Raw genomic sequence first — 25579 nt, forward strand, 5'->3', positions numbered from 1 at the left:
CGGCACTTGCGTGCCACGGTACAGTGGTAAGTCCCCGTTGCAGGAATGCCCGCATGTCCTCGTTTTCCGATCCGCAGGCCGTGGCCCGCTATGCCGAAGGCCCGTTGCGCCAGGTGCCGGGCTATCTCGCCCTGCAGCAGATGAGTCGCCTGCTGCTGGCCGAACGGGTCCCCGAGCAGGGGCGCGTGCTGGTGCTGGGCGCCGGTGGCGGCCTGGAGCTGAAAGCCTTTGCCGAGGCACAACCGGGCTGGCAGCTGCTGGGCGTGGACCCGGCCGCACCGATGCTGGCCCTGGCCGAGCAGACGCTGGGCCCGTTGAACGCACGCGTTGAGCTGCTGGAAGGCTACATCGACGATGCTCCGGACGTGCGCTTCGACGGCGCCAGCTGCCTGCTGACCCTGCACTTCCTCGACGCCACGCAACGCCTGGATACGCTGCGCGAACTACACAAGCGACTGCGCACGGGTGCCCCTCTGGTGGTCGCTCACCACAGCGTGCCGCAGGATCCGGACGGCAAGCTGCGCTGGTTGCAGCGCTATGCGGCGTTCGCAGAAGCCTCTGGCGTTGCGCGCGTGGATGCACAGCGCGCGATCGAAGCCATTGCCGAGCGGCTGCCGTTGCTGTCGCCCGAACAGGAGGTCGCGCTGCTGCAGGAGGCCGGCTTCGACGACGTGGAACTGTTCTACGCCGGCTTCACTTTCAAGGGCTGGGTGGCCTACGCCGGTTGATGCCTACGGCACCACGGTGATGCCAATGCGTTGCATCAACAGCGCCACCTGCTGCACATCCAGCGTGGCGCCACGCAGGTTGGTGCTGCGCAGGTCCAGCTCACCCAGCTCCGAGTTGGTCAGGTCGCAATCGGTGAAATCGGCGCTGTTCCAGTCGATGCCCTCGAACTGGCCACCGGACAGGTCCGAGCCGGAGAAACTGGCGCCGCTCACATTGGCGCCGTCCCAGCGGTTCTCCCACAGCTCGCACTTTTCCAGCGTCACCCGCGAGAAATTGGCGTAGCGCAGGTTCGACTTCTTGATGAAGGCACTGCAGAACCAGCTGCGGGTGGTGATCTGGTTCATGAAGCTGGCATTGCTGAAATCCGCGCCCTGCGCGCGGCATTCGCTGATCTCCAGGCCCAGTGCCTTGATGAAGTTGAAGTGGCACATGCTGATGTCGCAGCTGCGGAAACTGGCTTCCTTCAGCGTGGCACCGTTGAAGCGGCAGCCGGCGCGGCTGTCGGCGTCGTAGAAGCTGCAGTTGATGAACTCGGTGGCGGTCAGGTCGGCGCCGGAAAAATCGCACTCATGGAACTGCTGGTCGACCACTTTCTGGCCGGTGTACTGGTCCGCGCCGATGCGCAGCTTGCGGTGAACGGTGGGGGACATCAGGGATTCCATGCCAGGGAGCGCGGCCATGATGCCGGGCAGGCGCCGTATTCCCAACCCCGCCAGCGCCGCGGAACGCAATGCCTGATATTGCACGTTCATGCACAGTCGTGCATGATTCTCAGCATGAGCTCCGATCCCAGCCCCCTCCCCGCCCAGCGCCCCCAGCAGATCCTCGAGGAACTGCGCCAGCAGGGTCGCGTGATCGCCGCCGAGCTGGCGCGCCGCTATGCCGTCTCCGAAGATTCGATCCGCCGTGACCTGCGCGAACTGGCCGCGCAAGGGCTATGCCAGCGCGTCTACGGGGGCGCCGTGCTGCCGCCGCCGCAGGAACGCCCACTGCGCGAACGACTGACCCGCGACCGCGGCGACAAGGCCGAACTGGCCGCCCGTGTCTGCGCACTGCTGCAACCCGGCCAGGTGGTACTGCTCGACGCCGGGTCGACCAACCTGGCGATCGCCCAGCAGCTGCCGGCCGCTCTCGGCTTGACGGTGATCACCAACGCGCCGCAGATCGCCACCGCCGCCAGCGTGCATGAAGGCACCGCCGTGCAGCTGATCGGCGGCCGCCTGGCCAGCGGTGGCGGCGCGGTCGGTGCCGAAGCGCTGGCCCAGGTGCAGCGCCTGCGGGCCGATGTGTACCTGCCGGGCCCGTGTGCGGTGGACGGCGACACCGGCGTGTGGGCGATGGATTCGGAAGAAGCCACGCTGAAACGCGCGATGGTGGCGTGCAGCAGCCGCGTCATCGTCGCTGCCACCACTGAAAAGCTCGGCGCGCGCGGCAACTGGCAGATCGCCAGCCTCGACGAGATCGACGATCTGGTGCTGACCACGTCGGCGCCTCCCGCACTGGCCGCCCGCTTCCGTGCCGCCGGCATCACAGTGCATCCCACCCTGCCCTGACCGAACCGCCCATGCCTATTGCCAACCGCGCGCGTGCCGAACAGCACGCGACCCGCGCTGCATTCTTCATTCCCGGCTTCGCCACCGCGTTGTGGGCCACGCTGGTGCCCTTCGCCAAGTCACGCACGGACATCAACGATGCCACGCTGGGCCTGGTGCTGCTCTGCCTCGGTGCCGGTTCGCTGCTGGCGATGCCGCTGTCCGGCGTGCTGGCCGCACGCCTGGGCTGCCGTCGGGTGATGGTGGCCAGCACGTTGCTGATCTGCCTCAGCGTGCCAGGGCTGGTGCTGGCCGACACCGCCTGGCTGCTGGGGCTGGTGCTGTTCGTGTTCGGTGCCGCGGTGGGGGCGATGGACTGCACGATGAACGTGCAGGCGGTGATCGTCGAGCGCGAAGCCCGGCGCGTGATGATGTCCGGCTTCCATGCCTTCTTCAGCATCGGCGGTTTCCTTGGTGCGGCCGCCATGACCGTACTGCTTTCGGCACAGCTGCCACCGTTGGCGTCGGTGCTGATCGGCGTAGGCGCCATGCTGCTGGTGATGCTGTTGTCGGCGACGTACTGGCACCGCGAGCGCATGCCGCATGACACGCCGATGCTGGCGATGCCGCACGGCGTGGTGCTGTTCATCGGCATTCTGGCGTTCATCGCCTTCCTCGGCGAAGGCGCGATGCTGGACTGGAGCGCGGTGTTCCTCACCGACGTACGTCGTGTCGACGCCAGCCTGGCCGGCATCGGCTATGTGACCTTCACCCTGACCATGACCGTCGCGCGCCTGTTCGGCGATGTGCTGGTGGCACGCGTCGGTCGCCAGCGCGCGATCGTGTTCGGCGCCCTGCTCGCCGCCAGCGGCGTGCTGGTGCTGACCCTGGTTACGCCCTGGCAGGCATCCCTGCTCGGCTATGTGTTGGTGGGCATGGGCTGCGCCAACATCGCACCGGCTTTGTTCTCGCTGGCCGGCCACCAGACCCGTATGCCGGGTGCACTGGCGATTACGGCGGTGTCTACGCTTGGCTTTGCCGGCATCCTCGCCGGCCCGGCGCTGATCGGCTTCGCCGCCAATCACTTCGGCCTGGTCGCCGCGTTCATCGGCGTGGCGACGGCCCTGTTGCTGGTGGCGATGTCCACCCGTTGGTTGCGGCTGTGACCCGTCGCATCAGCGCCGCAGACGCCGCAACTTCATCCGCAACCGCCGATAGCCGATTACCGTGGCAGTCGTGCACAACGCAGCACCCGCCACGCTCAGCAGCAACAACACACCCAGTCGCGCGATGTCCTGCCGCAGCATCGCCGGCAGGTCCCAGCTGTGCAGGAAGTAGAACAGCCAGCGCCCCAGCCGCTCGCGGTGCCCCATCGTCAACAGCGGGTCGCCGGTGCCCAGGTCGAGGTAGACACGCGTCGCTTCGGCATCATCGAAATCCGCAACCGCCACCGGGAAGCGGCGCACGGCCGCACCGTTCATGGCCTCAGGCGCGCGCGGATAGAAATAGGCATCAGGCGACTGCAGGACGCGGAAGTCCTGCAGCGGCGCATCCGACATCAGGCCTGCCTGCTGCTGCAGGCGCGCAACAGGCAACTGGCGCGCGACCTGTAGCCGCCCGTCCACATTGGACACGATGCGGCTATCGCCCTGCCCGTCCAGCAACACCGCGAACAGTTCGCCGCCGATGCGACGCCACTGGATTTCCACCGGCCGGAAACGCGCGTCGCCGGCCACCGCCAGCAACGCCGACGGTTCGGCCAGCGTCCCATCCACCGCCACCCTGTCACCGCGATAGCGAGTGGCATCGATCGCATCGCGGGTACTGCTGAACACGCCCAGCGGATTCATCGACATCAAGCCGCTGAAGATCCAGGTGAACACGAAGGCAGCAGCGACCAGCCCGATCAGGTGGTGCCAGCGCATCCAGGGTTCGACATACGGCGTCTTCGCGCCGGAGCGGTAGCGCCCGCGGAAACGCCAGCGCCACAGGCCGACCACGATGCCGCTGACCGCCGCCACGGTGCACAGCGCGGACAGCACGATCACCCCCCACGTCCATACCGGATCCACCGATTGCATGCGCAGGAAATACAGCCAGTGCAACCACGCGCCCACATAGTTCCAGCGCTGCTGCACATGCGGCGCATCCAGCACCACCTCGCCGGTATGCGAGGACACGTACACATCGCCTGGTTGCGCGCCGCCCACCTCAACCCGGTACAGCGGCCGATGCGCATCCAGCGCGCGCGAGTGCGTCCAGCGATCTTCATCCACACGCATTGCGCCGACAAACGCCTGCCCGCCGGCAAACTGCGCTGCCGACGCTTCAGCTTGCTGTGCCGACACCGGCAGCAGCGCCTGGCCTGTCCGCGCCGACCACGCACCGACGTTGCTGCCGCTGCGCACCACATAGGTGGGTTCGCCACGCAGCGTGGTCAGCGCCACGGCTTCCGGCTCGGCCTGTACAGCGTATGGCAGCGCCGACAGCCCTCGCCAATCGACGGCATCACCCAGCACCGGCAACGCCGCCAGGCGCTCGCCGGATGTCAGCTTTGGATAGCCGATGAACAGCATCACCATGCCGCTGACGAACCACAGCAACATCAACAGGCATCCTCCGATGCCCAGCCAGCGATGCACCAGGTAGGTCCAGCGCTTGGCGGTGGAACGCAGCGACATGGCCCTTGCCCTCAGAAGCGATGATCGACAGTGAATTCGACGCGCCGGTCCGCACCCGACAACCACTGCGTACTGGTGTAGTACGCGGTGGCGTAGTAGGCCTTGTCGAACACATTGAGCATGCGTGCCGACAACCGCGTCCGCGGCGCGGCCTGCCAGGTCAGTGCCAGGTCGGTGGTGCTGTAGCCCGGCAGTTCCAGCGTGTTGGCGTTGTCGGCGTAGCGCTTGCCGACGTAGCGCGCGCCACCGGCCAGGGTCCAGTCGGGCAGGAACTGCCAGCTCAACCACACATTGGCCAGGCGTTCGGCCACATTCGGCGGCACATTGCCGTCGCGCGAGACCAGCACCGGTGGCGTCCCCGCGGTTTCCAGGAAGTCCTCGAACTCGGCCTTCAGCACCGTCGCGTTGGCATCGAGCGACCACTGCGGCGCGAAGTTCCAGTTCAACGAAGCCTCGATGCCACGCGAAGTCTGCGCGCCGATCTGCACGCGGCGGTCAGGCTGCAGCGGGTCGCGGCTGAGCAGACCGGTCTTGCGGATGCGGTAGGCGGCCAGCGTCCACTCGCCAACGTCGAAGGCCTGCTTCATGCCCACCTCCATCTGCCGGCCCTTGGCCAGGTCGAACGCACCGTTGGCCGGGCTGATCATCAACAGGCCGCTGACCGGGTCGGCTGCCTGCGAATACTGCGCGTACAGGCTCAGCGTCGGGCGCAGCGCAAACACCGTGCCCGCGCGCCACCCGGTGCTGCTGTAGGTCTTGGAGAACGCACGCTGGCCGCTTATCAGATCGGTACGATCAATGTCGGCACGATCGTGGCGCAGGGCCCCCAGCACCGACCAGCGCTCACCCAGTGCCAGCCGGTCTTCCACGAACAGCGCGTACTGCTCGGCGCGGTTGCGGTAGCGCGGCAGGTTCGGCGCATCGCTGACGAACGTGCCTGGCACCGGATGGAACGGATCGACCGGGCCCGAACTGCCGGCATAGGTGTTGTTGGTGTGCTTGAAGTGCGCACGGTTGGCATCCAGCCCCACCGCGAAGCTGTTCACCAGGCCGCCCACCTCACCCTGCACGCGCAGCGTCGAGGTCAACCCGGTCTGGTCCTGGTTATGGGTGATCCGGGTATTGCCGGAGCGATCAACCAGGCCGGTGCGTGGGTTGTACACATAGGCCTCGGCGTTGCGCCAGTCGCGCTGGCTGTCGATCTGGTAGACGCGGGTGCGCCATTCCACGTTCGCGGTGGGCGTCCACAGCGCGTCGAGCTGGGTCCAGCGGTCACGGAAGCGGATCTGGCTGTCTTCCACGTTGAAGTTGCGGTGGCGCAGCGCGTCCAGCTGGCGACCGTCGATCAACGGCGTGCCGAAGTAACGCATCGGCCTCTGCTGGCCCTGCGCATGGGTGAGGGTCAGCTGCAGGTCGTCGCGCGGCTGCCACAGCAGCGCACCGGAGAAGGTGGCGTCACTGTTGCGCCCGCGATCGACCCACCCGCCGCTGTAGTTGCCACTCACATCCAGCCGGTACGCCAGCACCGGGGTCAGCGCGCCGCCGCTGCCGAATCCGAGGCGTGCGGTGTCCTCGCTACCGACGGTCACGCTGACTTCGTTCTCGATGGCTCCGCGCGAGGGCTTCTTCGGCACGATGTTGATGACACCGCCGATCGCACCGTCACCATGGATCACCGAAGCTGGCCCACGCAGCACTTCGATGCGCTCGATCGACCAGGTATCGAACGGGAAAGTGATGCCCACGCCGCCGTACTGGCGCAGCCCGTCATACAACCGCATCACCGACGCCCCATCGGTGAAGCCGCGGCTGGACAGCGCGCTCAGGCCGTTGCCGGGGTGCGGCATGGCGCTGATCGCACCTGCGCGGCTGATCGCATCGTTGAGGTTGGTATCGCCGCGCTGCTCCAGCTGGTCCCGGCTGATGACGGTGAGCGCGGCCGGCGTCTGCAGCACGCTCAGGCCCAGCGTGGAGCCCGCGCTGGCGGTGGAAGACAGCTCACTGCTGCGGGTGTCGACCACGCGCACGGTATCCAGCGTGGTGGGAGGCGCCGCATCGGCGGCAAGGGCAGGCGCCGCCTGCAGAAGCCAGGCACACAGCGCGGGCAGCAGCGCCCGGCGCAGGCACGCGGAGTTGGGGTTGGTTTTCATTGGGTCACGGCATGCAAGGCCACCCCGCACTGCAGGGCAGCAATCAGAAAGGGACAGGCACGCGCGTGCGGGCACCGGCCGTGGCCGGCAACCTCATGGCAGGAAGATCACTGCAGCGCGCGTGTGGCTCAGGCGGTCCTGAGGACCGGTGGCCCACGCGCTCCCAGGGTGCCGCTGATCCGCTGCGGCAGGGCCTGCACCGCACCGCGCAATGCGCGGCAGACCGGCGTCATCGGCGCCAACAGCAGCAGCGCTGCCACCAGAAGGGTGATCATCCGCGCGGCGATCAGGCAGTAATCGCAGTCCACGCCCATCTCATGATCGGCATGGGGGTCGGCAGCAGGCTTCGGTGCCGATTCGCCGTGCTGCATCGCCATCGCATGATGGTCGTGGTGGCCGTCCATCACATGCGGTGCGTGCAGGCTGTGGTCGATTGCCGCCACCGGTGCGCTCGCCGCAACGTGGCCGTGCGCCAGCCAGCGGCTCACCAGCGGGGCGAGCAGCACCAGCAGCATGGCAAGCCATGCCAGAGCCTGGAACCGGCGATGGAGAACAGAACGGCGCACGCTGCCATTCTACGGGGGCGCGGCCAACCTTGGACCACGTTCAGGGTTGCTGCACAGGCGGTGCGACGTTATGACGCAGCCCCCGTCGCGCAGCGCACTGCGTCCTGCAGTGGGGACGGAAGGCGACCACACCGGCCCCTTCCGTCCCCACGCGGCAACGCTAGAACCGGGCGGGCTGCCGCACCGCGCGTTCCAGGAACATGACGCCCACCTGCAGGCTGTGGCGGGCGTTCTCCAACCAGCGCTCCGGATCGGCGACCGCGAATCGCTCCTGGGCATCCATGTCGCCCGAATCGGCCAGGTCAGCCAATTGCAGATGGATGTGGTGCTCCACCAGGCTCACCAGCACGGCGAGCTCGGCCGACACTCCGGCGATGCGTTCGGTGAATCCAGCGTCGTTGCTGTTCAGAGACATGTCCCCTGTTCCTATGCGTTGCGGTGTTGATGGATGGCTTCGTAGCGCTCGGCACAGGCAGGCCCACAGAACAGCCTGGCCGGATCGTTGTCGAAGTCTTCGCTGCAGTCCGGGTTGTGGCATTCCCCAATGGGTGTGAGAGGGGCAACAGCGCGGGCCCGCATTGCGTGCTGGGCCAATGCCTGTTGCAGATGGCGCGCTTCCAGTTCCTGCGCTTCGTCGATGGTGTCCGTCATGCCGGCTGTATTTTATCGGGGGGTGGTCGCACCGATTGAGAACGCCACAACGGCGCTGGACGAGACACGTCCGTGATCGGATCGGCGTTCGTTGTTGCAGTGGATTTCAGGCATTCAGGCTCCTTGTGCATGGGCGCCCGGAGGGGCGGAAGGCGGGTCGGAAGGCCGTCTCTGACGGCGACGGCATCATCGGAAAAACGGTTCTCGCCAACTGCGACACGCCACCGCAAAAGCGACAATCTGCGAAGGTCATCGCAGATCCCCCGAGCACCCAAGTGCATCGGCAGGGTCGGGGATGCAAGGTGTCGCAAGGTGTTGCAAAAGAGAGGTCGTTCCGACACCATGGCCGCATCACCGCTTCCCCTCTGCGGCTGACCCTGCCGCGTCGGCCGGTCGCCACGTGCACTGCGCCCGGCATGAATCACGCTGCGCATCGACAGGCTGCGGTGAACCGGACCACGCTTCAAGGGGCTTCGCCGAATGCACACATCGCACCCAGCGCAGGACGTCGTTCCTGCGTTCCTGCAGGTCATGCACGCACACGGCATCGTGCCGGACGCCCGCGGCCGCGAGTCACTCAATGCCGACGGCATGCTGGTGCGCTTCCATGTGCAGGGTGACCGCCCCGGCACTCGCAATGGGTGGGCTGTACTGTTCGGTGACCAGGTGCCGGCCGGCGAGTTCGGCAGCTGGCGTACCGGCACCCGTCATGCCTGGTGCGCGAAGTCACCCGGCACGCTCAGCGCCGCCGAACAGCGCGCCATCCGCCACCGCCAGGAGGCGGCCCGTGCCGAACGCGAGCAGCAGCAGCGTGAACGCGAGGAGGCCGCCGCCAAGGCCGCCAACGTCCTGTGGAACCGCGCGGTACCGGCGGACGGCAGCCATCCCTATCTGGTGCGCAAGGGCATCCCTGCGCATGGCCTGCGGGTGGCGCCGTGGCCGGTACGCAACAGCGACGGCCTGGTCTTCCGCCACGTCGACAACGCGCTGCTGGTGCCGGTGATGAACGCAGCCGGTCGGATCGTCTCGCTGCAGGCGATCTTTCCGCGCCTGGAGCCGGCACTGGGCCGCGACAAGGACTTCCTGTCCGGTGGCCGCAAACAGGGGTGTTTCCATGTCATCGGCAAGCCGCTCGCTGCACAGCCGATCGCCATCGCCGAGGGCTATGCCACCGCCGCCTCCATCCATCAGGCCACCGGTTGGTGCGTGGTGGTCGCCTGGGATGCCGGCAACCTCGCCGCAGTCGCCCGCGCCTGGCGCAGCGCCGTGCCTGACGGTGTGTTCGTGCTCTGCGCGGACAACGATCAATGGACCCGGCAGCCCGTGGACAATCCCGGCGTCACCCAGGCAACGCGCGCCGCTGCGGAGATCGATGCACGCGTGGCATGGCCCGAGTTCTCCGCAGTGCACGGTGACAGTGACCGCCCTACCGACTTCAACGACCTGCACCTGCGCGAGGGGCTGGAGGCAGTCCGCGCGCAGCTCCTGCCGCCACCAGCCGCCGTGGCGGAACATGACATGGCCGGCGACGTCCCACCTTCGGCAGCCAGCGCGAGCTATCAGGTGCCCGGCAACCTGTCCGCGTTCGATGCCTTCACGCCCTTTCCCGATACCAGCGCGCGCGGCCGCCCATTGCCCACCGCACGCAATCTGGCCGAACTGTGCCGGCGCACCGGCGTGACCGTGCGCTACAACGTCATCCGCAAGGACCTGGAGATCCTGGTGCCGGGCCTGCAGAGCACGGTGGACAATGCCAAGGAAGTGGCTGCCGGTGAAGTGATGGACTGCATGCACCGCGCTGGCATGACCACCGCCAGCTTCGAAACCAACCTGTGCCAGGTGGCCGAAGCCAACCCCTACAATCCGGTCGCCAGCTGGATCACCTCACGCCCATGGGACGGCCAGTCCCGTCTGCAGGCCTTCTTCGATACGGTGCAGGAAGCGCAGCCCACGCGCATGGCCGACGGGCGCGTCCTGAAGGAAGTACTGATGCGACGCTGGCTGGTCTCCGGCGTGGCGGCGGCCTTTGAGCCCGATGGCGTGGTGGCGCGGGGTGTGCTGACGTTCGTCTCGAAACAGAATCTGGGCAAGACACGCTGGGCCCGGCAACTGGCACCGGCCGAGCTGCAGCTGATCGCCGACGGCGTGGTGCTCGATCCGGCCAACAAGGACAGCATCAAGCAGGTCATCTCCAAGTGGATCGTCGAACTGGGTGAAGTGGATGCCACCTTCCGCCGCACCGATATCGCCGCGCTGAAATCGTTCATCTCGCGCAGCCATGATGAGATCCGCCGTCCATACGCGCGCAACGAATCGCGCTATGCGCGCCGCACCATCCTGTTTGCCAGTGTCAATGACGAGCGCTTCCTGCGCGACGCGACCGGCAACACGCGCTGGTGGACCGTGCATGCCGTGGCACTGGGCGAACCGGCGCGCATCGACATGCAGCAGGTGTGGGCCGAGGCCCATGCGCTGTACTGCCAGGGCGAAACCTGGCACCTGTCCGCCGAGGAACTGGATGCACTGAATACCACCAACAGCGAGCACGAACCGATCTCGCCGATCGCCGAACTGATCGACCGCCGCTTCGACTGGTCGCTGCCTACCGAGCACTGGAACGCGCACTACCGCGCCACCGAGATCGTCATTGCCGCGGGCATCGACAAGCCGAACCGTCGCGACGTCAACGAGGCGGCCGCCTATGTGGTCAAGCGCCATGGCGTACGTACGCGCGTGGTGGGCAAGGAGCGGGCCAAGGTCTGGCTGATGCCGCCGCGCAGGCTCACCCTCGGCGAGCAGGCGGCAGGTCCGTTCTAGAGCCTCGTTCCCCCCGGGTGCACGAGAAGGGCATTGGCGGGGACCACCACCCGGCGGCACGATCCAAGATACAAGTAGATGAAAGGTGTTGACTAAGGCGGCCCGTGAAGGCAAGATGCCTATCTCGGCCACGCCACCTTCCAGGAGCGCTTCCGTCATGCCTCGTCCCCAACTGCATGCCTTCGAAGGCGAACAGCTGACCGTGCGGCAGATCCACCAGCGGGTACCGGTGCTGTCCGAACGGACCATCCGCGATCACCTTGCCGCTGGCCGTCGTACCCGCACCGCCATGCTCTGCTTTGACCCTGTCGCGGCCGCCGCCCGCGGGGGGCGCATCACCCAGCGCCTGCTGCGCGCGCGCGGTGCTGGCAGTCGCGATTCCTGACCCATCGCCGGCTGCCACCTTCTTCCAGGAGTAGATTCCGCATGATTCCCGCCTCCCTCGACAGTGGCCATCGCATGATCGCCGACACCCTGGCCGCATTCCGTGCCGGCCCCGCCCTGGGCCGCACGCCGCTGCGGCCTGCCCCGCAGGCGGTGGGTCCGCTCTACATCGGCATCACCGGCGCCAAGCATGCGGGCAAGGACACCCTGGCCAATGGATTGGCCTCGGCACTGGCGCTGCCCTGCGACAGCTTTGCGGCACCGCTGCGGGCGCTGGCTGAGCTCATCCCTCAGCAGTTGATGCAGAGCGCCGGAACCGGATCGGGGCGTGATTGCATCCTCCCCGAACTGCGGGAGCGCGCGTTGTTCGCACGCCTGCCTGCAGGCGGACTGGTGCCGGATGTGCGCTTGGCCGATGAAGCCCGCGCGATCCGCCGCCGTGGCGGTGTCGTGATCCGCGTCAGCCGTCCGGGCCATGCCAGCGAACAGGCCTTGCCGGACCATCTGGTCGACATCGAAGTAAACAATGACGGCACCCCGGCCGATCTGGTGCGCAGGACGCTGGACCAGCTGCTGTCGCGCGGCGTGATCTGAGCACGGCGCGGGGCCGTGTGATCTCTATTCCCACTCATCCGAGCGCAGGTCGTGGCCCATCATCGGCGAAAATGATGTAAGGTCGCCTCATCACCGACGACACCTGTCGTCACCCTGCATCCCCCCACCAATTTTCGCAGAGAGGAAACCCCATGGAGGTCGAACAGTTCGCGTCGACGCGCCTCAAGGCCATCGAATTGTTCAAGTCCCAGCCCAAGGGTGGCAAGGACGTCGTGAGCCTGGACGCGATCTTCATCTCGCTGTGCTCGCTGGCCCGGGCCGGCGATGGCAGCTCGACGCAGGCCCGTACCGTGGCCCGCCCCGGCAGGCAGCAGCCGCCCGCACCGTGGTTCACCGAAACCCTGGCCGCCCTGAAGGGCAAGGGTGAGTCGATCACGGTGGCGCGCTTCCTGATGTTCGCCAACCGCTTTCCGGTCAAGCGCATGGACCAGGTCAATGCGGCACGCTGGCTGCGCGACGCCGGCTACATCCCACGCAAGACCGGCGGCAACCTGGTGTTCGACCTTTGACCCAGCCCCACCTGCAGCCCTGAAGCCCCGGCATCGTCCGGGGCTTTTTTGTTTCCGGGCCTGCGCCCGGACGTGAGGGCGGGCAACAAGGCCATCCTCACCCCATACCTGCCGGATTCCCCTTGACCTGCCTCTGTTTCCACACGGTGAGGACAGCGAGTACAGGAATACGGAAAACAGCCGCGGCAACGACAACCCGGCAAGAGCCGCCGCAGGCATCCGCAGCGCCGTCCTCATCGGTACTCAGGCTCACTGAATGCCTTCAGCGCGCAATTTCCAAAGTAGATGAAAGGTGTTGACCAGAAGAACGGGAGGGCAACAGTGGAGATCAATGCCACTGACGACACTCCTCATGAACGCCCTGCCCGACAGCATCCAGACCCTCGCCGAGGTCATCGGCGAATCCGCAGCCCTCACGCTGGTGCGCGCATGGCCGCCGACCACCTCCAGCACGACCGGCCGCCACCGCGTCATCGTCTACGTGCCGTCCACCCTGCCCGACCAGCACCGGCTGATCGACATCCTCGGCTACGACGTCGCCCAGCAGCTGGTCGCGCACTTCGGTGGCGAGCTGCTGTTCCTGGCCTCCTGCTTCGCTGCCGGCGCGCAGCAGCGCCGTGAACGCATCGCACGTGCCGTTGCCAGCGGCGTACCACGCGACCACGTCGCGCGTGAGTTCGGTGTCTCGCAGACCACCATCAAGCGCGCCCTGCGCGATGCCCGCTCCACGCCACCGCCGGCGGTGCACCCGGCCCTGCTCAAGGGATACGCACGCGCATGAACGAGAGCGACCTGCTGGCCGGCCTGCCGGACTGGGCCAAGTACCTGGGCGGTACCTCCGGCGTATTGATCGCGGTGTCGCTGTGGCTGCGCCAATGGCTGTCGTCGGCCAAGGTCGACCGCACCGCCGATGAAGCCACCAGCAACACCCTGCGCACCCTGCAGGAGCAACTTGCCGCCGAGCGCACCCGCGCCGATGGCCTGATGCACGAACGCGAGGCGATGGCGCAGGAGATCGGGCAACTGCGTGGCGAGGTCAACGCCCTGCGTGCACAGATCGCCCAGCAGAGCGTGCAGATAGACGCGCTGCTGGCGCTGGTGCGCAAGCAGCCGGGAGCCGCTGCATGACCGCCGCCGCCGCCAGCGCCCTCGGCGGTGCCAACGTGGCCGCGTTCCTCGACATGCTGGCCGTGTCCGAGGGTACCGACATTCCCAGCCAGCGCTCACGTGACCGCGGCTACGACGTGATCGTCGGTGGCCAGCTGCTCGGCACCTACCGCGACCATCCCCGCGTCCTGGTGTCGCTGCCGCGCTATGGCATCAAATCCAGCGCCGCCGGCCGTTACCAGTTCCTGCGCAGTACCTGGGACGACCTGCGCGCACGCCTGGGCCTGCCCGACTTCGGCCCGGTCTCGCAGGATCGCGCCGCGGTCGCCCTGCTCAAGCAATGCGGTGCCTACGAGCTGGTCCGGCTGGGACGATTCGACGCCGCCGTCAGCGCGGCACGGCGCATCTGGGCATCGCTGCCGGGCGCCGGGTATGGGCAGAAGGAACACGCACTGGAAACGCTGCGCGCTGCCTATCGCGCCGCGGGTGGAGCCCTGGCATGACCCCACTCGCGCTGAGGCTGCGCGTCGGCCTGCTACTGCTCGTCGGCAGTCATGCCGGTTTCGCCTGGCTGGGGTGGACCCTGCGGGACCGCAGCGCGGACCTGGCCGCTGCCAGCGCCCAGGCCGCACAGCAGGCATCCCGCGCTGATACGGCGCAGGCCGCACATCAGCAGGACCTCGCCAACGCCCGTGCCAGCGCCCGGGTCGAATCGCAGCGCCTGGCCACGCAGGCCGAGCGCACCCAGCAGTTCAACGCCCTGCAACGGGACATCGACACCCATGCCAAGACTCCTGGCCGCGATCGCGGCAATGCTGATGCTGAGTTCGTGCGCATCTGGCGCGAAGCCAACGCCGGCCATGCCCTGCCACGTTGACCTCAGCATCGCACCGGCACAGTTGCAGACACCCCCTGAGCTGCCGGACCTGCAGGGCGCCGACGACGATGCGCTGCTGCGCAACCACGTCGCCGTCGCGCGCCGATACCACGAACTCGCCGACCAGCTGCGGGCGCTGTTGTACAGCCTTGGCAACCAGAGCGGTTTCACCATCAACGGTGCGTTGCCGGTCGCGCCTGCCAGCTGCGGCACTGCAGCCGGCGCCAGCAAGACCCTGCCCTGACCCCGCCGCTCGCGGCCACGCCTGCAATGCCGCCCACCTCCGGTGATGGCAACACTGGCTGCAGACCGCATGGGCCGCACCGACCCTGCCCTCCTTCCATTCACTGCATGAGCTGACATGGCGACCGATTCCCCTCCTCCGACGCTCGACGCGCTGCACAGCGCCATCGAAACCGCGATACGCGCGCACTTCCCGGGCCTTGCCACCGTCGCGTTCTATCGGGAATCCAGCACGGACAACATGCCCATGCCGGCCTGCCTGTTGGCCATGACCCGTTGTGATCGCAACAAGGAAAACAGCGACGGCAGCGGCCTGCTGCACGCCCTGCTGCGCTTCGAGGCACGCATTGTCGTAGCGGCCAATGCCGATGCAGCGCTGCAGGTACGCAATGCCGCCGTCGCCCTGGCAACCTGGCTGCACCAGCTCGGCCGATTTCCCGGGTCCGCCAGCGGCGCCATCGATGTGATCGCCGCGTTGCCCGAAGACGTTGCGACGGCACAGCCTGGTCTCCGAAGCTGGGTGGTCGAGTGGTCGCTGCCGATCGCCCTGGGCAGCAACGCGTGGGAGGACACCGGCGGCGTGGTGCCGCAGGCCTTCTACAGCTTCGCACCCGAGATCGGCCGCGCCCATGAGCCACACTACCAGCCGCTGCCGGAGCACGCGCCATGAGCGCCGAGCATTCGCGGCTGATCGGCAACCTGCTGATGATCGGCGTCGTGCGCGAACTCGACGAAGCCGCAGCGCGCGTACGCGTCGATGCCGACGGCATGCTCACCGACTGGATTCCCTGGCTGGAGCGACGTGCCGGGCCAGGCATGCGCAGCTGGTGCGCGCCCGAGCCGGGCGAGCAGGTGGTGCTGGCCTGTCCCTATGGCGACCCGGGCCAGGCGCTGGTGCTGGGCAGCCTGTACCAGGACCGCTTCGCCGCACCGGCTGACTCGCGCCTGCGGCAACGCGCCGAGTTCGCCGACGGCAGCAGCGTCGAGTACGACCAGGAAACCTCCACGCTCAGCGTCAACGTCGGCAGCGGCAAGGTCATCGTGAACTGTGCAAGCGCGCAGGTGATCGCCAGCGAATCGGTGCTGCTCGACACACCGTCGATCAAGGCCACGGGCGACCTGGACGTGACCGGTGCGATCACCGCCGGCAAGGACATCAGCACCCCCGGCGAGATCAAGGCCGGCGCCATCGGCCTGAAGGCGCACAAGCACACCGCGCAGGGCCCCACCGCACCGACCACGCCGGCCCAGGCCTGACCGGCCACGCCTGCAATGCCCTGAAAACCTGCACTCCACGACGATAGAGACCATGCGAGGAATCGACGCCAACACCGGCAAATCCCTGGATGGGCTGGCCCATCTGCACCAATCCGTGCGTGACATTCTCACCACGCCGCTTGGCTCCCGCGTACTGCGCCGCGAATACGGCTCACGCGTGTTCGAACTGATCGATGCGCCCACCAATCGCTCGCTGCGCATGGACCTGATTGCCGCCACCGTCGACGCCCTGGCGCGATGGGAACCGCGGCTCCACGTCGAGAACATCGACGTCTCCCTCCCCGCCCCCGGCGTGATGATCCTGGCAGTGACCGGCATCCATCTTCCCGACGGGCAGGCCATCACCATCGAAGGAATCGAGGTTCGCTAACCGTGGCATCCGGCTCGTTCACCAGTGTCAATCTGTCCCAGCTGCCTGCCCCGGCGGTCATCGAAGTGCTCGATTTCGAAGCCATGTTCGATGAGTCGCTGACCGCGCTGCAGGCCCTGGATTCCACCTTCGACGCGCTGCTGCCGTCGGACCCTGCTTTCAAGATTCTGGAGGTCTGCACCTACCTGCGCCTGCTCGACCGCCAACGCGTCAACGACGCCGCGCGCGGCGTGATGCTGGCCTATGCCGGCGGCAGCGACCTGGACCATCTCGCTGCGATCTTCGGCATCGCGCGCCAGGTGCTGGACCCGGGCAAACCGCAGGAGGGCATCGCGCCACGCTACGAGAGCGATGATGATTTCCGCCGCCGTATCCAGCTGGGCCCGGAAGGCTTCAGCGTGGCGGGGCCGGAGGGTGCCTATGTATTCCATGCACTCAGCGCCGACCCGCGGGTACTTGATGCGAGTGCGACCAGCCCCACGCCAGGCGAGGTCGTGGTCTCGGTGCTGTCGCGCGAGGCCGATGGCACCGCCACCCAGGGCCTGCTCGACATCGTCGAGGCCAAGCTGGGGGCGGATGACGTGCGGCCGCTGACCGATCACGTGCTGGTGAAGCCGGCCACGATCGTCAACTACGCGGTCGAGGCTGCGCTGTTCACCTTCGCCGGCCCGGACTCGCAGGTGGTGCTGGCCGAGGCGCGCAGCCGCCTCGATCGCTACATCAGCGAATCGCATCGCCTCGGCCGTGACGTCACCCGTTCGGGCCTGTTCGCGGCACTGCACGCCGAGGGCGTACAGCGTGTGGAGATCATCCGCCCGGCTGCCGACGTGGTGGTGGATCGCACCCAGGCCACGCATTGCACCGGCGTGACCCTGACCCATGGCGGCACCGATGAATGAGCCCAGCACGCGCCTGATCAACGCGCGCCTGCGCGGCGCGATCGATGGCCGCAACCGCACCTTTCGCCACCCCGGTGGCGCGCTGGCGACGCTGCAGGCGGTGTACCGCACGAACGCGCAAGGACGCCAGCCACTGCAGGGCGGCGTCATCGAGGGCAGCGTGGTGACCCTGGCTGCTGCACCGGTGCCCGGCGAGATCATCGACGGCGACGCCCAGGTGGTTGTGCCGTCAGCAGCAAGCCTGCTGCCCGCCAATGCCACCCGTGCCGAGCGCGCGCTTGCCCGCGCCAGCGTGGCGCGCCCGCTGCCGGTGGACATCACTGCACTGTGGGACGCCGACCGCTGCCCGACCGCACTGCTGCCCTGGCTGGCCTGGGCGCTGTCGGTGGATGAGTGGAAGGCGTACTGGCCCGAAGCGGTAAAGCGCGCCCGGGTGCGCACGGCCATCGCCATCCAGCGCCGCAAGGGCACCGCCGGCAGTGTGCGCGACGTGGTCGCTGCCTTCGGTGGCTCGGTGCTGATCCGCGAATGGTGGCAGCTGCAGCCCAAGGGACCGCCGCACACCTTCGAAGCGGTGATGACCATCGCCAACCAGGGCGGCCAGGCCGCCACGGCGATGTTCGTCGAGGACGTCATCGGCGAGATCAGCCGGACCAAACCGGTTCGATCGCACTTCACCTTCACCCAGGGCATGCAGGCCGACGCCGCCGTCGGCGCCCTTGCAGCCGCCCACGCCACGGCCTTCCGCCGCCTTCAACTGATCGGAGAGTAACCCCCGCATGCGCTTGAAAATCACCGATGCCGGCTTCGCCAGGCTGGTCAATCCGCCGAACACCGGCACCAACGCCGTCCTGATCACGCAGATTGGTTTGACGTCCACTGCATTCACTCCATCGGCGGGGCTTACCACGCTGCCGGGCGAAATCAAACGCGTCGCCAGCTTCGGCGGGCAGGCGGTGGGCGATGACACCGTGCACGTCACCATCCGCGACGACAGCGCAACGGCCTACACGCTGCGCGGGTTCGGCCTGTACCTGGCCGACGGCACGTTGTTCGCCACGTATGGCCAAGCCGATCCGATCATGGAGAAGTCGGCCGCCTCGATGCTGCTGCTGGCCACCGATACGCGCTTCGCCGAGGTGGATACCGCACTGATCCAGTTCGGTGACGCCGGCTTCATCTATCCGCCCGCAACCACCGAGGTCGTGGGCGTGGTTGAACTGGCCACGAGCACCGAAGCCGAAGATGCGACCGACACTCAGCGCGCGGTGACGCCGCGTGGCGTACGCGCCTACACCGACAAGCGCTTCGGTGCCAGCGCCCCGACCGCACTGGCGAAGACACTGCTGTCGGCCACGACCGCCACGGCAGCCCGCACCGCGCTGGAACTGAAGAGCGCTGCACTGAAGGACACCGGGCATGGCAACGGCCTGGACGCCGACACCCTGGACGGCAAGCATGCCTCCGAGTTCGCGCTGGCCGGCGACTTCGCCACGGTCGGCCACAAGCATGTGATTGCTGACGTGACCGGGCTGCAGTCGGCACTGGATGGCAAAGCGACGAAGGCGGGCAATACCTTCACCGACCAGCAGTTCATTTCGGGCAGCTGGCCCCTGGTTGGATTCGGCAGTGCCGGGGCGGAACAGTCGTTCATCGGTGGCTGGGCGAACACGGGCCTGTGGCGCGTGTGGAGTGCCGATCGTAATGCCAGCAGCGAGATCACCATCAAGCATGGCGACTCGCCGCGCTGGAATGGCTCGGTCATATGGCACGCCGGCAACTTCGCGCCGGAATCGAAGATGGACAAGACCGGCGGGACGTTCACCGGACACGTCGGCGTGAATGGAAACTCGCTTCGTTCCTATGGCTGGAATGGTGTGGCCAACGATGGCGTACTCGTGCTGGGCGACGCCAACTCGTACATCTTCAAGAACGGTACGAACTTCACCTTTGCGAATTCTGCAGGCGGCTATACCACCACGCTCAGCGCTGGCGGCCAGATCTGGACCAGTGGAAACTTTGATCCGGCAAGCAAGATAAACAAGGCCGGCGACACTGTGTCCGGTGCACTGCGCATCAATGCCTATCTGTATGCCCAGGCCGCTGCAGGTCACAATCTGATCCGATTCATCAGCAATGGGGCGGGGAACACCGTGCTCCAATCAGTGAATCCGGCAGAAAATGCCTTTGCGCCACTGGAGCTGACCGGTTCCAGCGTATCCGTGGCCGGGCCCGCCTCCTTCAACGAAACCGTCACCGCTGCTGGCTCGGTCATCAGTGCTGGCGGCTGCGTTCGAACCAACGCTGGTACCGGTGCACTTGCCGGCTACGTCGCGTTCCATCGCACTGACGGAACACGCATGGGATACGTAGGCTGGGGTGACGGCAATCGGATTCAGTACTCAGCCGAGAATGGGTTCACCGGACACGCCTTCATCGGCGGCGTATCTGCCACGGGAGGATACGACGTGGGCTCCTCCCGCAAGCTGAAGAACATCGAAGGCACCCTCCCCTACGGCCTGGCAGCTGTCGAGCGGATGGAACTGGCAGCCGGCCACTACAAGCCCGAGTACAACGATGACGGTCGTCGTCGCCTGTTCTTCGTCGCAGAGCAGCTGGCCGAACTGGTCCCGGAAGCGGTCGACCTGGAAGGCGTCGAGTTCCAGGGCGAGCGCGTGGCATCGGTCAAGCTCGACCAGCTGCTGCCGGTCCTGGCCAAGGCCATCCAGGAGCTGTCGGCCGAGGTTCGCGCCCTGAAGGCGGAGCGTTGATATGGCCAGTGGCTATCGCTCCGGCGGCACGGATTTCGATGACCTGTTCGATCCCTATGTAGAAGGTCCGCTGGCACAGGATTCGGGCCGCCGCGTCGGCGGCACCGACCTGAGCCGCCGCTACGCCCACATCCAGTACGGCAGCAAGCGTGCGGACGTCGGGCATCGCATCGGCGGCATGGACGTGTCGAACCTGTGGGCGGCCCGGGGCACCGCGCAGTACGACGCGGTCACCATCCCCAACCCGAGCATCGGCGGCTCGTCCTACGCCGGCGCTGCGCCCAATGGACACGCGGCCTTCAGCTTCAAGTCCAACGGCATGGTGCAGACGTGGACGAACAACCCCAACGGCGTCACCCGCACCTTCGGTCCATGGCTCATCCGTGGTATCGCGAGCAACTTCGAGATCCGCTACACCAAGGTCGAAGGCGATGCGAATCCTTCTGGAACGGGTGCCTGGTTGAATCTCGGTACCGATCGCTACTGCGGATTCGACGTTGTCCATGGCAGCGCGGGCTGCAGCCTCATTGTCGAGATTCGCCGAGCCAGCACCGGCGTCGTCCTGGCGCGCGAAGACCAGGTCTACATGAGCGCATCGCACTCGCGTGGTGACACCGGACCCATCCTGGAATGACGCCGCGGCCACGATTGCAATTATCGCCAACGCCGCCTTCTCCGAACATTACCCCGTCGCCTGCACAAGCCGGCACACACCCACACCGAGGAAGAACCCCGAATGACCGAATTTCTCCATGGCGTACAGGTCGTCAACATCGATACCGGTGCCCGCTCGATTGCCATCGCCTCCAGCAGCGTGATCGGCATCGTCGGCACCGCACCGCTGGCTGATACCGAAGCGTTCCCCATCAACACCCCCGTCCTGGTGACCTCGCCCTCGCAGGCGGCCAAGCTGTCGGCCAAGACCGGCGCCGAAGCCGGCACGCTACCCGGCGCACTCGATGCGATCTTCGATCAGTCCAGTGCTGTCGTCGTCGTCATCCGCGTCGAGAACGGTGCCAACGAAAGCGCCACCCTGGCCAACGTGCTGGGCGGTGTGAACGCACAGACCGGCGCCTATGAAGGCGTGCATGCCCTGCTGGCGGCCAAGTCCATCGTCGGCGTCAAGCCGCGCATCCTGGTCGCACCGGGTTTCACCCATGTGCATCCCACCGATCCGGCCAAGCCCGAGGCGGTACTGGCCAACCCGGTCGTGGCCGAGCTGCTCGGCATCGCCGACAAGCTGCGCGCGGTGATCATCAAGGACGGCCCGAACAGCAACGATGACGCCGCCAAGAGCACCACCGCTCTGACCGGTTCCAAGCGCGTCTACGTGGTCGACCCGGCGCTGCTGGTGCAGTCCGGTGATGCCATCGTCACCCGCTACGCCTCCGGTGCCGTGGCCGGCGCCATCGCCCGCAGCGACAACGAACGCGGCTGGTGGGCGTCGCCGTCGAACCTGGAACTCAACGGCGTGGTCGGTACCGCGCGTGCCATCGACTTCGGCCTGTCCGACGCGACCAGCCGCGCCAACCTGCTGAACCAGTCCAACGTGGCGACCATCATCCGCGAAGGTGGCTTCCGCCTGTGGGGCAACCGTACCGCCAGCAGCGACCAGAAGTGGCAGTTCCTGTGCGTAGTGCGCACCGCCGACATCATCGCCGACAGCCTCGAGGCGGCTCATCTGTGGGCTGTCGACCGCGGCATCAGCAAGACCTACGTCGATGACGTGCGCGAAGGCGTCAATGCCTTCCTGCGCGGCCTGAAGACCCAGGGCGCGATCCTCGGCGGCAACTGCTGGATCGACCCCGATCTGAACGCAGCGGACAGCGTGGCCCAGGGCCGCTTCTACTGGGACTTCGACTTCACCCCGACCTACCCGGGTGAACAGCTGACCTTCCGCATGCACATGAACAACAACTACGTCTCGGAGATCTTCTAAGCATGGCGCGCAACGTCCGCAAGAACTTCAACTTCTACGTCGATGGCAAGGGCTATGCCGGCAACGTGGAATCCTTCACCGCTCCGAAGCTGACGCTGAAGACCGAGGATTTCCAGGCGGGTGGCATGTTCGCCCCGACCGAAATCACCCTGGGCCACGAGAAGCTTGAAGCCGAGGCCGTCCTCATCGCCGATGACCCGGACATCATGGGCAAGTTCCATGTCGTGGAAAGCAAGGAGTATTCCTTCACCGCACGCGAGGCACTGGAATCCAGCGACGGCAGCATCACCGCCGTGGTCCACAACATGCGCGGCAAGGTCAAGGCCATTGATCGTGGCGAGTCCAAGTCCGGCGAGAAGGGCACGGTGAAAATCTCGCTCGCGCTGAACTACTACAAGCTCACCCACGGACCGCTGGTCGTCCAGGAGCTGGACGTGGTCAACATGATCGCCAAGCAGAACGGCGTGGACATGCTGGCCGGCCTGCGCAGCGCCCTGGGCATCTGACCCCGCACGCATCTCCACAGCACCGGGGGCGCCTCGCGCCCCCGCCTTCATCGCGCTCCCTCGATTTCCAGGAACACATCCATGTCCAGCAAGACCAAGACCGCCAACGACCACGTCATCGAACGCGATGGCTATGCCGAAGTCACCCTCACCCGCCCGCGCCAGGTCAATGGCGTGGAGACCGCCGTGCTGCGCATGCGCGAACCCACCGTGGAAGACATGGAGCGCTTCCAGGATGACAAGGGCAGCGATGCACAGCGTGAGGTGCGGATGATCGCCAACCTGTGCGAGATCCCGCCGGACGACCTGCGCAAGCTGCCGCTGCGCGACTACGCCCGCCTGCAGTCGGGGGTCGCGCTTTTTACCACCTGACCCTGCCGCAGATCAGGCAGGGAGTGCTCGCCCTGGCCGGCCATACCGGCTGGGGCCTGCGCGAAATCATGACGCTGCGGGTGTCGAAGTTCATCTGGTGGATACAAGGATTGCCGGTACATGGCGAGTAACGTTCAAACGACAACGATCACGATCGGTGGCTCGATCTCGGGCTCGCTGAAGTCCGCGCTGTCCTCCACCGAGGATGGACTGAAGAAGATCGGCAGCGAACTGGACAGGCTGGAGCGCAAGCAGCGCTCCATGAGCAAGGCGAACCCCTCGCTGGTGAAGCTCAAGCAGAACGTTGCCGGGCTGCGCCAGGAGTACGCCAGGCTCTCCAGCGAGGGCGATCGCCTGCGCAAGGTGCAGACCGGCCTGGAGCGCGTCGAGAAGGCGAGCACCGCCAATCTGCGTAGCCGCAAGAAGCTGGGAGCCTCCTTCAAGGAGTCACGCACCCTGCTCGGCAGCGCAGTGACCCAGCTGGCCAAGCCGGTCGAGAACGCCTCCAGCTTCGCCCGCCAGAACCAGCAGATCGGCAGCGCAGCGGGCCTGGACAACGGCCAGGTCAAGGCGCTGGGCAGGACGATCCTGGCCGAGACCGGCAACACCAACCAGAAGGCGAATGACCTGCAGCGCGCCATCCGGCTGCTGGTCGACGCCGGCATGGATGCACAGTCGGCGCAGACCAGCCTGCGCGCCATCGGCCGCACCGCCACCGTCACCGGTACGGGGATCGACGACGTCTCCAGCGCTGCCGTTGGCCTGCAGCAGTCATTCGACATCGACCCTGCCAACATGCAGTCGGCGCTGGATGTCCTGGTCGTCAGCAGCCGCCAGGGCGGGCTGGGGCTGAAGGACATGGCCAAGGTGATGCCGGTGCTGGGAACCTCGTTCCAGGCACTGAAGCTGCAGGGCAACGCCGCAGCGGCCACCATGGGCGCGGCACTGGAAGCCACGCGCAGGTCCGCGGGCGGCGCTGACCAGGCAGCCACCCAGATGAAGGGCTTCATGAAATCGATCATGTCGCCCGAGCTCCAGGCCAAGGCCAAGAAGGGATTCGGCCTCGACCTGCGCAAGGTCATCAGCGACGCGCAGAGCAGCGGTGGCAACCCGTTCGACGCTGCGATGCAGGCCATCATCCAGGCCACGGCCGGCGATCAGCAGAAGATCGGCAAGCTGTTCGGCGATGCACAGGCGAAGAACTTCGTCGGCCCGATGATCCAGAACTGGGACCAGTACACCCGGATCCGCGACAAGGCGCTCAATGGCTCTGCCGGAACCACCGATGCGGCTTATGCCAATGCCATGCAGACCGACCCGGAGAAGATCCAGGGCGCGAAGATCGCCGTGGACAACCTGTCCAAGGCCTTTGGTGCGGCGTTGCTGCCCGCGGTCGGCGACGCCGCGGTGAAACTGACCGAACTGCTGAACGGCGTAACCACCTTCGTGACCGAGAATCCGAAGCTGATCGCCAATACCACCAAGGTGGTGGTGGGCATGCTTGCCATGCGCAGCGCGGTACTCGGTGCCCGTTACGCCTGGACGTTCGTGAAGGGTCCGATCCTGGGCGTGCAGAAGGTCTTCCAGCTGTTCCGTGCCGGCAACCTGCTGGCCCAGCTGGGGCGCTTCGGCCCGATGGCCATGCGTATCGCCTCGGTGTTCCGCGTCGTCGCCACCGCAGTGGGGGCCATTGGTGGCGGACCTATCGCGGTAGCTGTGGCCGCGCTCACTGCCGGTGCCCTGCTCGTCCGCAAGTACTGGGAGCCGATCAAGGCCTTCCTCGGCGGTGTATGGGAAGGTCTCAGCAGTGCGGGCACCTCCGCGATGGGAGAACTGGTGAATGCCGTTGCGCCGCTGCGTCCGGCGTGGGAGGCCGTGGGTGCCCTGCTGGGGCAGGCCTGGGACTGGCTGTCGCGGATGCTGGCCCCGGCGCAGTACACCGGAAACGAACTCTCCCGCGTGGGCGAGATCGGCAAGCTGGTGGGCGAAGCACTCATGCTCAACTTCCGCGCCGTCATCCATGTCGCTGGCTTCGTCGCCGAGGTCTTCAGGATGATCGGCGAGGTCATCGGCACCGTGGCCGGATTCATCGTCGTCACCTTCGGCAGTGCCTGGGACTGGGTTGCAGCAAAGGTCAGCAGCGTGATCGACACGATGATGACCAAGATGGCCCCCTTCATGAAGGTGGTGGGCACCATCATGGACAAGGTCGGGGGCGTGCTGGGCACCGCCAAGGACAAGATCGCGTTTGGTGTGAACACCGCGGCCGATGCCTACGGCGCGATACGCGCAAACGGCGGCATACAGCTCCCCCCGGTGATGCTCGCGCCCGCCAGCATGCACAGCGCCAGCGTGCAGCCACGCATGCCGAATGCCTTTGGTACACCGGCCGGGCGTGCCGCACCGGAGATGCCTTCGCCCACCCCGCGCAGCGCCACCACGGTGCAGCAGCAGCAGACCAACAACATCACCATCCACCAGCAGCCAGGCGAATCCAGCGAAGCGGTGGCGCGCCGCACGGCCGACGAGCTGCAGCGTCGCAGCGCGGTGACCGCCCGTGGTGGCCTGGCAGACAGGAACTGA

General features: G+C 66.8%; 29 protein-coding genes. 23 read left to right on the top strand and 6 right to left on the bottom strand.

The genetic code is table 11. The features are described from left to right. Positions 1–53: 53 nt before the first annotated feature. Complete coding sequence (locus AC5P7U_RS13585; protein WP_004154693.1) at positions 54–728, top strand: class I SAM-dependent methyltransferase; 675 nt, start codon at positions 54–56, stop codon at positions 726–728. Positions 729–731: 3 nt separating this feature from the next. Here AC5P7U_RS13585 and smqnr read toward each other — a convergent pair whose 3' ends face one another. After that, positions 732–1379 (bottom strand): SmQnr family pentapeptide repeat protein, encoded by a 648-nt coding sequence (gene smqnr / locus AC5P7U_RS13590; protein ID WP_312560172.1) that lies wholly within the window; start codon positions 1377–1379, stop codon positions 732–734. A 126-nt stretch (positions 1380–1505) separates the two neighbouring features. Between smqnr and AC5P7U_RS13595 the strand changes: the two genes are divergently transcribed. Further along, complete coding sequence (locus AC5P7U_RS13595; protein ID WP_197563756.1) at positions 1506–2282, top strand: DeoR family transcriptional regulator; 777 nt, start codon at positions 1506–1508, stop codon at positions 2280–2282. 11 nt (positions 2283–2293) lie between these two features. Continuing rightward, entirely contained in the window at positions 2294–3427 is a 1134-nt protein-coding gene (locus AC5P7U_RS13600; RefSeq protein ID WP_197563755.1) for an MFS transporter, read from the top strand. Between the two features lie 9 nt (positions 3428–3436). Here the strand turns inward: AC5P7U_RS13600 and AC5P7U_RS13605 are convergent, their stop codons facing one another. From AC5P7U_RS13605 to AC5P7U_RS13625, 5 genes are all read right to left on the bottom strand, one after another. Then, the gene (locus tag AC5P7U_RS13605) at positions 3437–4942 is read right to left on the bottom strand and encodes a PepSY domain-containing protein (RefSeq protein ID WP_197563754.1); all 1506 of its coding nucleotides are present in this window, start codon (positions 4940–4942) and stop codon (positions 3437–3439) included. An 11-nt stretch (positions 4943–4953) separates the two neighbouring features. Further along, positions 4954–7092 (bottom strand): TonB-dependent receptor, encoded by a 2139-nt coding sequence (locus AC5P7U_RS13610; protein ID WP_414555239.1) that lies wholly within the window; start codon positions 7090–7092, stop codon positions 4954–4956. Between the two features lie 128 nt (positions 7093–7220). Beyond that, positions 7221–7607, bottom strand: coding sequence for a DUF2946 family protein (locus AC5P7U_RS13615; RefSeq protein ID WP_004154685.1), 387 nt, complete (start codon positions 7605–7607; stop codon positions 7221–7223). Between the two features lie 211 nt (positions 7608–7818). Further along, a complete protein-coding gene (locus AC5P7U_RS13620) occupies positions 7819–8073 on the bottom strand; it encodes a hypothetical protein (RefSeq protein ID WP_004154684.1) in 255 nt (84 codons plus the stop codon). An 11-nt stretch (positions 8074–8084) separates the two neighbouring features. Continuing rightward, complete coding sequence (locus AC5P7U_RS13625; protein WP_004154683.1) at positions 8085–8309, bottom strand: hypothetical protein; 225 nt, start codon at positions 8307–8309, stop codon at positions 8085–8087. Between the two features lie 480 nt (positions 8310–8789). Here AC5P7U_RS13625 and AC5P7U_RS13630 point away from each other — a divergent pair, with 480 nt between their 5' ends. From AC5P7U_RS13630 to AC5P7U_RS13725, 20 genes are all read left to right on the top strand, one after another. Further along, on the top strand, positions 8790–11126 hold the full coding sequence (locus tag AC5P7U_RS13630) for a VapE domain-containing protein (RefSeq protein WP_197563752.1): 2337 nt from the start codon (positions 8790–8792) through the stop codon (positions 11124–11126). Positions 11127–11283: 157 nt separating this feature from the next. Then, positions 11284–11511 carry a hypothetical protein gene (locus AC5P7U_RS13635; protein ID WP_197563751.1) on the top strand — a complete coding sequence of 76 codons (228 nt, stop codon included), beginning with the start codon at positions 11284–11286 and terminating at the stop codon, positions 11509–11511. A gap of 41 nt (positions 11512–11552) precedes the next feature. Further along, entirely contained in the window at positions 11553–12104 is a 552-nt protein-coding gene (locus AC5P7U_RS13640; RefSeq protein WP_197563750.1) for a nucleoside/nucleotide kinase family protein, read from the top strand. Between the two features lie 152 nt (positions 12105–12256). Next, entirely contained in the window at positions 12257–12634 is a 378-nt protein-coding gene (locus AC5P7U_RS13645; protein WP_004154679.1) for a hypothetical protein, read from the top strand. 352 nt (positions 12635–12986) lie between these two features. Beyond that, a complete protein-coding gene (locus AC5P7U_RS13650; protein WP_495221201.1) occupies positions 12987–13415 on the top strand; it encodes a helix-turn-helix domain-containing protein in 429 nt (142 codons plus the stop codon). Next, positions 13412–13762 (top strand): hypothetical protein, encoded by a 351-nt coding sequence (locus tag AC5P7U_RS13655; RefSeq protein ID WP_164086085.1) that lies wholly within the window; start codon positions 13412–13414, stop codon positions 13760–13762. Before AC5P7U_RS13650 ends, AC5P7U_RS13655 begins: the two co-directional genes overlap by 4 nt. Further along, positions 13759–14244 carry a glycoside hydrolase family 24 protein gene (locus AC5P7U_RS13660; RefSeq protein WP_164240523.1) on the top strand — a complete coding sequence of 162 codons (486 nt, stop codon included), beginning with the start codon at positions 13759–13761 and terminating at the stop codon, positions 14242–14244. Before AC5P7U_RS13655 ends, AC5P7U_RS13660 begins: the two co-directional genes overlap by 4 nt. Then, the gene (locus tag AC5P7U_RS13665; RefSeq protein WP_495221202.1) at positions 14241–14618 is read left to right on the top strand and encodes a hypothetical protein; all 378 of its coding nucleotides are present in this window, start codon (positions 14241–14243) and stop codon (positions 14616–14618) included. The genes AC5P7U_RS13660 and AC5P7U_RS13665 overlap by 4 nt, the downstream gene beginning before the upstream one ends. Then, the gene (locus AC5P7U_RS13670) at positions 14602–14862 is read left to right on the top strand and encodes a hypothetical protein (protein ID WP_495221203.1); all 261 of its coding nucleotides are present in this window, start codon (positions 14602–14604) and stop codon (positions 14860–14862) included. Before AC5P7U_RS13665 ends, AC5P7U_RS13670 begins: the two co-directional genes overlap by 17 nt. 117 nt (positions 14863–14979) lie before the next feature. Next, positions 14980–15531: a hypothetical protein gene (locus AC5P7U_RS13675; RefSeq protein ID WP_495221204.1), complete on the top strand. Its 552-nt coding sequence runs from the start codon at positions 14980–14982 to the stop codon at positions 15529–15531. After that, positions 15528–16118, top strand: a complete 591-nt coding sequence (locus AC5P7U_RS13680) for a phage baseplate assembly protein V (protein ID WP_495221205.1) — start codon at positions 15528–15530, stop codon at positions 16116–16118. The genes AC5P7U_RS13675 and AC5P7U_RS13680 overlap by 4 nt, the downstream gene beginning before the upstream one ends. A gap of 52 nt (positions 16119–16170) precedes the next feature. After that, positions 16171–16509 (top strand): GPW/gp25 family protein, encoded by a 339-nt coding sequence (locus AC5P7U_RS13685; protein WP_197563744.1) that lies wholly within the window; start codon positions 16171–16173, stop codon positions 16507–16509. Between the two features lie 2 nt (positions 16510–16511). Next, positions 16512–17408 (top strand): baseplate assembly protein, encoded by an 897-nt coding sequence (locus tag AC5P7U_RS13690; protein WP_495221207.1) that lies wholly within the window; start codon positions 16512–16514, stop codon positions 17406–17408. A 223-nt stretch (positions 17409–17631) separates the two neighbouring features. After that, the gene (locus tag AC5P7U_RS13695; RefSeq protein ID WP_414555287.1) at positions 17632–18180 is read left to right on the top strand and encodes a phage tail protein I; all 549 of its coding nucleotides are present in this window, start codon (positions 17632–17634) and stop codon (positions 18178–18180) included. Between the two features lie 7 nt (positions 18181–18187). After that, positions 18188–20179, top strand: a complete 1992-nt coding sequence (locus tag AC5P7U_RS13700) for a tail fiber domain-containing protein (RefSeq protein ID WP_197563742.1) — start codon at positions 18188–18190, stop codon at positions 20177–20179. 1 nt (position 20180) lies between these two features. Then, positions 20181–20813: a hypothetical protein gene (locus tag AC5P7U_RS13705; RefSeq protein WP_004154668.1), complete on the top strand. Its 633-nt coding sequence runs from the start codon at positions 20181–20183 to the stop codon at positions 20811–20813. 102 nt (positions 20814–20915) lie between these two features. Beyond that, positions 20916–22118 (top strand): phage tail sheath C-terminal domain-containing protein, encoded by a 1203-nt coding sequence (locus AC5P7U_RS13710; RefSeq protein ID WP_197563741.1) that lies wholly within the window; start codon positions 20916–20918, stop codon positions 22116–22118. Positions 22119–22120: 2 nt separating this feature from the next. Next, positions 22121–22624: a phage major tail tube protein gene (locus AC5P7U_RS13715; protein WP_004154666.1), complete on the top strand. Its 504-nt coding sequence runs from the start codon at positions 22121–22123 to the stop codon at positions 22622–22624. Positions 22625–22705: 81 nt separating this feature from the next. After that, positions 22706–22996 (top strand): phage tail assembly protein, encoded by a 291-nt coding sequence (locus AC5P7U_RS13720; protein ID WP_004154663.1) that lies wholly within the window; start codon positions 22706–22708, stop codon positions 22994–22996. Positions 22997–23116: 120 nt separating this feature from the next. Then, positions 23117–25579 (top strand): phage tail tape measure protein, encoded by a 2463-nt coding sequence (locus tag AC5P7U_RS13725; RefSeq protein WP_414555279.1) that lies wholly within the window; start codon positions 23117–23119, stop codon positions 25577–25579.

It is taken from the genome of Stenotrophomonas sp. YJH_SMC_57, from assembly GCF_059369755.1.

Excerpts from the sequence above, each read along its gene's own strand:
- AC5P7U_RS13585 (WP_004154693.1), top strand. The coding sequence starts at position 54 with ATGTCCTCGTTTTCCGATCCGCAGGCCGTGGCCCGCTATGCCGAAGGC.
- smqnr (WP_312560172.1), bottom strand. The coding sequence starts at position 1,379 with ATGTCCCCCACCGTTCACCGCAAGCTGCGCATCGGCGCGGACCAGTAC.
- AC5P7U_RS13595 (WP_197563756.1), top strand. The coding sequence starts at position 1,506 with ATGAGCTCCGATCCCAGCCCCCTCCCCGCCCAGCGCCCCCAGCAGATC.
- AC5P7U_RS13600 (WP_197563755.1), top strand. The coding sequence starts at position 2,294 with ATGCCTATTGCCAACCGCGCGCGTGCCGAACAGCACGCGACCCGCGCT.
- AC5P7U_RS13605 (WP_197563754.1), bottom strand. The coding sequence starts at position 4,942 with ATGTCGCTGCGTTCCACCGCCAAGCGCTGGACCTACCTGGTGCATCGC.
- AC5P7U_RS13610 (WP_414555239.1), bottom strand. The coding sequence starts at position 7,092 with ATGAAAACCAACCCCAACTCCGCGTGCCTGCGCCGGGCGCTGCTGCCC.
- AC5P7U_RS13615 (WP_004154685.1), bottom strand. The coding sequence starts at position 7,607 with ATGCTGCTGGTGCTGCTCGCCCCGCTGGTGAGCCGCTGGCTGGCGCAC.
- AC5P7U_RS13620 (WP_004154684.1), bottom strand. The coding sequence starts at position 8,073 with ATGTCTCTGAACAGCAACGACGCTGGATTCACCGAACGCATCGCCGGA.
- AC5P7U_RS13625 (WP_004154683.1), bottom strand. The coding sequence starts at position 8,309 with ATGACGGACACCATCGACGAAGCGCAGGAACTGGAAGCGCGCCATCTG.
- AC5P7U_RS13630 (WP_197563752.1), top strand. The coding sequence starts at position 8,790 with ATGCACACATCGCACCCAGCGCAGGACGTCGTTCCTGCGTTCCTGCAG.
- AC5P7U_RS13635 (WP_197563751.1), top strand. The coding sequence starts at position 11,284 with ATGCCTCGTCCCCAACTGCATGCCTTCGAAGGCGAACAGCTGACCGTG.
- AC5P7U_RS13640 (WP_197563750.1), top strand. The coding sequence starts at position 11,553 with ATGATTCCCGCCTCCCTCGACAGTGGCCATCGCATGATCGCCGACACC.
- AC5P7U_RS13645 (WP_004154679.1), top strand. The coding sequence starts at position 12,257 with ATGGAGGTCGAACAGTTCGCGTCGACGCGCCTCAAGGCCATCGAATTG.
- AC5P7U_RS13650 (WP_495221201.1), top strand. The coding sequence starts at position 12,987 with ATGAACGCCCTGCCCGACAGCATCCAGACCCTCGCCGAGGTCATCGGC.
- AC5P7U_RS13655 (WP_164086085.1), top strand. The coding sequence starts at position 13,412 with ATGAACGAGAGCGACCTGCTGGCCGGCCTGCCGGACTGGGCCAAGTAC.
- AC5P7U_RS13660 (WP_164240523.1), top strand. The coding sequence starts at position 13,759 with ATGACCGCCGCCGCCGCCAGCGCCCTCGGCGGTGCCAACGTGGCCGCG.
- AC5P7U_RS13665 (WP_495221202.1), top strand. The coding sequence starts at position 14,241 with ATGACCCCACTCGCGCTGAGGCTGCGCGTCGGCCTGCTACTGCTCGTC.
- AC5P7U_RS13670 (WP_495221203.1), top strand. The coding sequence starts at position 14,602 with ATGCCCTGCCACGTTGACCTCAGCATCGCACCGGCACAGTTGCAGACA.
- AC5P7U_RS13675 (WP_495221204.1), top strand. The coding sequence starts at position 14,980 with ATGGCGACCGATTCCCCTCCTCCGACGCTCGACGCGCTGCACAGCGCC.
- AC5P7U_RS13680 (WP_495221205.1), top strand. The coding sequence starts at position 15,528 with ATGAGCGCCGAGCATTCGCGGCTGATCGGCAACCTGCTGATGATCGGC.
- AC5P7U_RS13685 (WP_197563744.1), top strand. The coding sequence starts at position 16,171 with ATGCGAGGAATCGACGCCAACACCGGCAAATCCCTGGATGGGCTGGCC.
- AC5P7U_RS13700 (WP_197563742.1), top strand. The coding sequence starts at position 18,188 with ATGCGCTTGAAAATCACCGATGCCGGCTTCGCCAGGCTGGTCAATCCG.
- AC5P7U_RS13705 (WP_004154668.1), top strand. The coding sequence starts at position 20,181 with ATGGCCAGTGGCTATCGCTCCGGCGGCACGGATTTCGATGACCTGTTC.
- AC5P7U_RS13710 (WP_197563741.1), top strand. The coding sequence starts at position 20,916 with ATGACCGAATTTCTCCATGGCGTACAGGTCGTCAACATCGATACCGGT.
- AC5P7U_RS13715 (WP_004154666.1), top strand. The coding sequence starts at position 22,121 with ATGGCGCGCAACGTCCGCAAGAACTTCAACTTCTACGTCGATGGCAAG.
- AC5P7U_RS13720 (WP_004154663.1), top strand. The coding sequence starts at position 22,706 with ATGTCCAGCAAGACCAAGACCGCCAACGACCACGTCATCGAACGCGAT.
- AC5P7U_RS13725 (WP_414555279.1), top strand. The coding sequence starts at position 23,117 with ATGGCGAGTAACGTTCAAACGACAACGATCACGATCGGTGGCTCGATC.